Raw genomic sequence first — 7,254 nt, forward strand, 5'->3', positions numbered from 1 at the left:
GCTGCTACTGAGGTAGCTCAGGGGTTCACCATCCCGACGGGGCAAAGCCGTGGCAGGTACGCCATTTTGCTCTTGAATCCCCGTGCGCTGATTAAACACATTCATAAACAAACCCTCGTCCCCTCGCGATAAGACGCGAACGGCGTAGTCGTCTGTTTCAAAGAAAATCAGTGTCTGCTCAACCTGAGCTAGCTGAATGACGTTGCTCTCTGGAGCGATCGCAGGTTCTAAAGGTACCTGCTGATCAAAAGAATTAAGGCTGCCGATACTCGCGGCAGCCGGTAGCGCGATGCTCATGGAAACCAGGGCACACAGTAGCCTGCCAATCTGGCTGGTAGTTTTTAGCAAGGTATCTGACACACCGGATTGCACAGAAGTCATAAACATCGCTCCAGAAGTAGATTAAGCGCTGATAGCGGGGGCAAAGTTTTTATAGAGAATTAAAACTAAACAGATTTACAGCTAGCTTAACCCTGAGCCGCTGGCTCTGGCACTGTAGCCTGATAGAACTCAAAGAGAGTTATTGTTTTGATTCAAGACTTATGGGAAATTCTACTGAAAAAAACTCTATCACCGCCTAAAAACTTAAAGTTTCAGCGTATTTAGGCTCAAAGTTTTAGTCGAAATAATGAAGCGACAACCCTGTTAGATCCCCAGCCAAACTCATCCCCAAAATTCAGCCTATTTTTAGACAGCTTTTAGACAGCGGCGTTAACCTGATAAAGTCAACGGGTATTTTGTGTAAATGCAGTACAAAATTTTTGTGAGGGGTAGGCCACTGCTTCTGCTATTGGATTAAGTCTTGGTAAATTGGTTTAAATAACGGAAACAGAGGGCACTATGGAAACTCTGAGACCGATCGTGGCAGCATCTGACAGAAAAATGGACGGCAGTTTTTCGCTTTCAACCGTTCAGCCGGGAAAGTTGCGTATTATCGCTAGCGGATTTGATGCTCGTCCCATGAGCTATATGGACGAGGGCAGGCGTTTGGGCTACGAACCGGCGACAGCTAGAGCCGTTTGTGAAAAGCTGGGTCTGGAGCCTGTTTGGTACGACTTCCCACTGGACAAATTTTATAGCCAGCTTAGTTCAGGCCAGTACGACGTTGTCTGGTTTAGTCAACCCGTCACCCAAAAAAGACGGGCATGGGCTGACTTTACCCGAGCCTATGGTCGCTTTGATGTTGCTGTTCTGGTACGAGATGAGAGCACGATCGAAGCCGTTGAAGATTTGAAAGAGGTTCGCTTGGGAGCCAGTGCCGATAGTACGGAACTCGATTTAATTAACCAGCTACCCGATTTGGAAATTGTAGAATTTCCCGGCAGCGATCGCCTATTGCCAGAGATGATTGAAGCGCTGCAAGCCAAAACCATTGATGCGGTGCTTGACGACGCCTTGCTGCTGCTCGCGGTTGAAGCAATGAATCCCGACTTACGGGTTGCTTTCGAAATTTCTACCCAAATGCCCTTTGGTATTGGTGTGGTGCCGGGTAATCGAGAACTGCTAGATGCGCTTAACTACGGCTTGAATCAGCTAATTGCCGAGGGCACCTTAGCTAAACTGTGGACTCAGTGGATTCCCTACAAGCCCTGCCCCTTTTAACCCAACCTATAAGGGGAATATGTCGGCAAAGATCAGATTTCGCCATACGACTGAGACAGATGTAGATTTTGTCCTAGCGACTGAGCAGCATCTTGACAATGCCCGTTTTGTGGTGGGCTGGCCGCGATCGCGTCATCTAGGCTGTCTGCAAAAGGCGGATGAACTTCACTTTATCCTAGAGCGAACGGCTGACGCCCAAGCCGTGGGGTACCTGATTATGGCGGGGCTAACCAACCCAAACCACAATCTAGAGCTTTGCCGCCTGGTGATTGCTGACAAAGGCCGAGGGTACGGTCGGGCGGCGCTGCGATATGCCAAGCAGTTGGCGTTTGAAACCTACAACGCGCACCGTCTCTGGCTTGATCTAAAGGTCTACAATCACCGAGCAAAACATCTCTACGAACAGGAAGGCTTTGTCGCCGAAGGTATTTTAAGGGAATGTATCAAAACAGAGCAGGGCTTTGAGTCACTGCTAGTGATGTCGATTTTGCAAGCAGAATACCGTCAGACCCTAACTTCACCGTTGTCGGCTGCTGGGAGCGTCAACCCGCCCAACAGCCACTCCAACTGCTGAACTCACCTGGCTTGTTATAGCTGTAGTCTCAACTGTTGAGCCTTGGCCAGCGTCACCGACCCGTTTGGTGGCTATCTTCACAATAGAACGGCGCTGCCAATCTAGGGAAAGCTAGATTTGGGATCAGTCGATCAATAGAAAAGTTATACTGACCAAACAGCTTTTAGCAATTTGGTTTAACCGCCTTTACCCTCAAATCTACCGTTAATGACTGCCGCTCAGCTTAGCTCACCGCCTGCTAGTCCCGCGTTGCATCGCTGGCGCAAAGCCGCCCAGTCGGGGCAATTTTTAATTACAGCTGAAGTCATGCCACCTAAGGGCGGCAATCCCAGCCACATGGTTGAAATGGCGCAGTGCCTCCAGCCGCGCGTTCACGCTATTAACATCACCGATGGCAGTCGGGCGGTGATGCGCATGTCATCTCTGGCAGCGGCGGCGATTTTGCTACAGCACGGCATTGAACCCATTTGCCAGATGGCCTGCCGCGATCGCAATCGGATTGCCCTACAAGCTGATCTGATGGGAGCCTATGCGCTGGGCATTCGCAATATTTTGGCGCTAACGGGTGATCCTGTCAAAGCAGGCGATCATCCGGAGGCCAGGGGCGTGTTTGATCTAGAGTCGGTGCGGCTGTTGCAACTGATTCGCCAGCTTAACCACGGCTTTGACATTAACGAAAAACCGCTAACCGATCAGCCTACTGATTTATTTGTCGGTGCGGCGGTTGATCCGCAGTCGCGGAGTTGGTCGGGCTTACAGCGGCGATTTGAGCGTAAACTCGAAGCCGGAGCGCAGTTTTTTCAAAGTCAGTTAATTTCAGACTTTGAGCGGCTAGAAAAGTTTATGGATCAGATTGCGGCAGGCTGCGATCGCCCCATTCTGGCGGGTATTTTCCTCCTTAAGTCAGCCAAAAATGCCCAGTTTATCAATCGCTGTGTGCCAGGGGTGCAAATTCCCCAGGCTACGATCGATCGCCTTGCGGCTGCCACCGACCCCTTGCTTGAAGGCATGAAAATTGCGGCAGAACAAGTGCAAGCGGCGCGTCAGCTTTGCCAGGGGGTTCATTTAATGGCCGTCCGGCGAGAAGATTTGATTCCGCAAATTTTGGATTTAGCTGGGGTCGCTCCGGTTGAGGCGATCGCTGATCCGGTGTCATAATTTAGCGATCGCGACGCGGCCATCCCTTTCTATAATGAGACTTTGTCAGAATTCGTCAGGACTCTAATGGCCTCAGATCAATCGCGTTCGGCTGCCCAAAGCGCCTCTAGCTTAGAAGACATTCGCGCTACCCGTCTCGAAAAAGTTCAGCAGCTTCGCGAACTTGGATTCAACCCCTACGGCTATCGCTGGGAAACTACCCATACGGCGGCTGATTTGCAGGCTAAATTTGCTGATTTGCCCAATGGTGAGTCGGTTGAGACGGAAGTGGCGATCGCCGGACGAATTTTGGCTCGTCGCGTCTTTGGCAAGCTAGCCTTCTTTAACCTGCAAGACGAAACTGGAACCATCCAGCTTTATCTCGATAAGAAGACAATTGAGGCAGGCATGGCTGAAACGGATGCCGCCGCCTTTAACCATCTGAAGCAGTTGAGCGATGTGGGAGATATTCTCGGTGTCAAAGGCACGCTGCGCCGCACGGAGAAAGGCGAACTTTCGGTCAACGTTCAAACCTACGCCATCCTCACCAAAGCGCTGCTGCCTCTACCCGACAAATGGCACGGCCTCACCGATGTCGAAAAACGCTACCGTCAGCGCTATGTCGATCTAATTGTGAATCCAGAAGTGCGCGAAACCTTTCGCCGTCGCGCCCTGATCACCGCAGGTATTCGCCACTATCTCGAGCAGCGCGGCTTTTTAGAAATTGAAACTCCGGTGTTGCAAAGCGAAGCGGGGGGAGCCGAAGCGCGGCCTTTCGTCACCTATCACAACACGCTGGAAATGGATTTGTTTTTGCGGATCGCTACGGAGCTACACCTGAAGCGAATGATTGTGGGCGGCTTTGAAAAAGTGTTTGAAATTGGCCGCATCTTTCGCAACGAAGGCATTTCTACCCGCCACAACCCTGAATTCACCAGCATCGAGTTTTATCAGGCTTACGCCGACTACAACGACTTTATGGTGCTGACGGAAAATATGATTGCAACCGTAGCCCAATCGGTATTAGGAAAGTTGCAAATTACCTATCAGGGCGAAACGGTGGATTTGGCTCCGCCCTGGCGCAAAGTCACCATGCATGACTTAGTTAAAGAAGCGACGGGGTTAGACTTTAAGCAGTTCGCCACGCTAGCAGAGGCCAAAACCGCTGCCACCGCTGCCGGACTCATTCACCTAGAAGCGGTAGACTCGATCGGCAAGTTGTTAAACGAAGCCTTTGAGCAAAAAGTAGAGGCGACGCTGATTCAGCCTACCTTTGTGATGGACTATCCGGTAGAAGTGTCGCCGCTAGCTAAACCGCATCGCAGTAAGCCCGGTTTGGTTGAGCGCTTTGAGCTGTTTATTGTTGGGCGCGAAACCGCTAATGGCTTTTCGGAGTTGACGGACCCGCTCGATCAGCGTCAACGGTTTGAACTGCAGGCTGCTCGGAAGGCGGCGGGTGACTTAGAGGCACACGGGGTAGACGAAGATTTTTTGATGGCGCTTGAATATGGCATGCCCCCCACCTGTGGCGAGGGTATTGGCATCGATCGCCTGGTGATGCTACTAACTGATTCTGCTAGCATTCGCGATGTCATTGCTTTTCCGCTTTTGCGGCAGGAAAAAGCCGAGGTCGAGTAGATCTATTTCAGCGTGAGAGGGCAGCCACGCCCGTAGGCAGGTTATACCCCAGTGGTGAGGCGATCGCCTCTCTAGAGAGAGGCGATCGCCTCAGCCGCAACGTTAGCATCGGCTTTGTAGCACGCTAATAAAAAGCTATGACAACTGCCGCTGCCGCTGGCAACATCCCTGTGTTGGGACTAGGAACCTATGAGCTAACGGGTGAGACTGCTTTTGAAATTGTCAGGCACGCTCTGCAAGTTGGCTATCGCCACATTGATACCGCTCAAGCCTACGATAATGAAGCTGAAGTCGGACATGGCATTTTAGCCTCGGGGTTGCCCCGTGCCCACGTCTTTTTAACCACCAAGGTTTGGCCTGATCGCTTTAGTCGGCCAAAGCTCATACAGTCGGTGGACGAAAGCTTGAGCAAGTTGGGTACAGACTATATCGACCTGCTGTTGCTCCACTGGCCCAACCCAGATATCCCGCTACGCGAGACGTTGGAAGCCCTGATGGCGGTACAATCGGCGGGCAAAACTCGCTTTATTGGTTTGAGCAACTTCACTATTGAGCTGATGCAGCAGGCGATCGCCATTTGCGGTCGAGGCAAGCTGGTGACCAATCAGGTGGAGTATCATCCTTATCTGGATCAAAGCCGGGTGATTGCCGCTGCCCACTCGCTGGATATGATGACGACGGCCTATCGCCCCATTGCCAAAGGCCGGATTTTTCAGGAGAAAACGCTGCAACAAATTGCCCAGCAGCACAACAAAAATGCGGCGCAGGTGACGCTGCGCTGGCTGATTCAGCAAGGCGTTATTGCCATTCCGCGATCGAGCAATCCAGAGCATGTTAGCCAGAATTTTGAGATTTTTGATTTTGAGCTAACGTCAGACGAGATGGCAGCGATTGATCAGCTCAGGGGCGATCGCCGCTTAGTTTCTCCTGAAGGACTTGCGCCCGACTGGGACAAGCCGCCAGCCGAAGCTGCTTAAACACAAGTATTTTCAGCTTTGATGCTGTAAGGTACCTACGATTGCGGATGCAGTTTTGGTCGATCTGGCAACTTTAGCGATCGGCTATAAAGGCAACTTGGGCATCACCCAAGGTTAGAAGCCTTCCGTAGAATTACCTGAGTTCAGAGCTTTTACTGAACCCTTGAGAAAGGTGGCTGGCAATAATTGAGGGACACTTTGCCTCACTGGCTAAGCTGCGGAGACTTCCTTATGCCTTCCCCCTCTCATCTGCGCCCTGCTGCTGTATGGGCACATCTTCTACCGACAAGGCCACGATTTTCGAGACGGATGATACTGGCGGCAGGGGGCTTTTGGGCCACTACCGTTTTGGGTCGTCGCCAACTGGCGATCGCTCAAGATCATCCCCTCTGGAATAGCGAAGTAAGCATTTATACTCAGGGCGGCTGGCGCTATATTGTTGCCAATGGCATTCCAGACCATCCGACGGGGACTTTTCCCAATGCTGGCAACCCTAACCGCATACGGCCACAGACTTATCGGTTTCAGGTGGCGGCACAGCCCCAGCTAGCACCGCAAATTACGCTTAATCGGCTGGGGGCTTTTGGGGTAGCTATTAATGGAGTGGTGTTTGAACCGGGGGCAGGTGAGTTTTGGCAGGGCGATCGCAATTGGCAATATGAAGCCCTTTCTGGCCAAATCAATTTGGGGTTAGATGCCAACAACGCCCATGTACAGCCCAGCGGAGCCTATCATTATCACGGTTTACCGCTGGGTTTGCTCGCGCATGGCGGGGCAGGGCAGCAGTTGTGGCTGTTGGGCTATGCTGCTGACGGGTTTCCCATCTATGGCCCATATGGTTATAGCGACCCTATGGATGCCGCTAGCGGTCTGCGCCGGATACGCCCCGGCTATCAGCTCAAATCAGGCCAGCGACCTACCGGGCCTGGTGGCGTTTACGATGGCACTTTTTGGCAGGACTATGAGTTTGTCGGCACGGGCGATTTAGATGAATGTAACGGACGATTTGGCGTCACCCCCGAATACCCTAACGGCATTTACCACTACTACATTACCGAAACCTTTCCCTTTATTTCGCGCTACTTTCGCGGTACGCCTAGTGCCAGCTTTCAGCCCTCTCCTGCAGGGCGTCCTGCGGGCCGACCCCCTGCAGGCCGACCGCCTAGCCCCCGTTTTCCCCGCCCTCTTTAGAAACTTGTGGAAACCCAAAGCGTTAGCGATAGCCTTTTTGTCTCAAACGGGAAGCAAACTTTGATTTTCTGTCGGCTGAATAACGTCAATTTGTTGAAGTTTCTCAGGCTGACAAAAAGAAATATAGCTTTAGAG

The 7,254-nt window shown here is 51.8% G+C and carries 7 protein-coding genes; 6 read left to right on the plus strand and 1 reads right to left on the minus strand.

The window, feature by feature from the left end; all coding sequences use genetic code 11:
• A partial coding sequence (locus ACTS3T_RS11055; protein WP_462934953.1) for a hypothetical protein occupies nucleotides 1-381 on the minus strand: 381 nt, incomplete at its 3' end.
• A 459-nt stretch (nucleotides 382-840) separates the two neighbouring features.
• On the opposite strand from ACTS3T_RS11055, the gene ACTS3T_RS11060 reads away from it, so the two are divergent.
• From ACTS3T_RS11060 to ACTS3T_RS11085, 6 genes are all read left to right on the plus strand, one after another.
• Complete coding sequence (locus ACTS3T_RS11060; RefSeq protein WP_377963773.1) at nucleotides 841-1,602, plus strand: substrate-binding periplasmic protein; 762 nt, start codon at nucleotides 841-843, stop codon at nucleotides 1,600-1,602.
• A 19-nt stretch (nucleotides 1,603-1,621) separates the two neighbouring features.
• On the plus strand, nucleotides 1,622-2,176 hold the full coding sequence (locus ACTS3T_RS11065; protein WP_377963771.1) for a GNAT family N-acetyltransferase: 555 nt from the start codon (nucleotides 1,622-1,624) through the stop codon (nucleotides 2,174-2,176).
• 207 nt (nucleotides 2,177-2,383) lie between these two features.
• Complete coding sequence (locus ACTS3T_RS11070; RefSeq protein WP_377963769.1) at nucleotides 2,384-3,334, plus strand: methylenetetrahydrofolate reductase; 951 nt, start codon at nucleotides 2,384-2,386, stop codon at nucleotides 3,332-3,334.
• A 66-nt stretch (nucleotides 3,335-3,400) separates the two neighbouring features.
• Nucleotides 3,401-4,951, plus strand: a complete 1,551-nt coding sequence (gene lysS / locus ACTS3T_RS11075) for a lysine--tRNA ligase (RefSeq protein WP_377963767.1) — start codon at nucleotides 3,401-3,403, stop codon at nucleotides 4,949-4,951.
• Between the two features lie 137 nt (nucleotides 4,952-5,088).
• Nucleotides 5,089-5,928: an aldo/keto reductase gene (locus tag ACTS3T_RS11080; protein ID WP_377963765.1), complete on the plus strand. Its 840-nt coding sequence runs from the start codon at nucleotides 5,089-5,091 to the stop codon at nucleotides 5,926-5,928.
• Between the two features lie 231 nt (nucleotides 5,929-6,159).
• The gene (locus ACTS3T_RS11085) at nucleotides 6,160-7,119 is read left to right on the plus strand and encodes a YHYH protein (RefSeq protein WP_377963763.1); all 960 of its coding nucleotides are present in this window, start codon (nucleotides 6,160-6,162) and stop codon (nucleotides 7,117-7,119) included.
• Nucleotides 7,120-7,254 lie beyond the last annotated feature (135 nt).

The sequence above is a fragment of the Almyronema sp. genome, assembly GCF_052168255.1.
In the GTDB taxonomy this organism is placed as follows: domain Bacteria; phylum Cyanobacteriota; class Cyanobacteriia; order Phormidesmidales; family Phormidesmidaceae; genus Sphaerothrix; species Sphaerothrix epifaneia.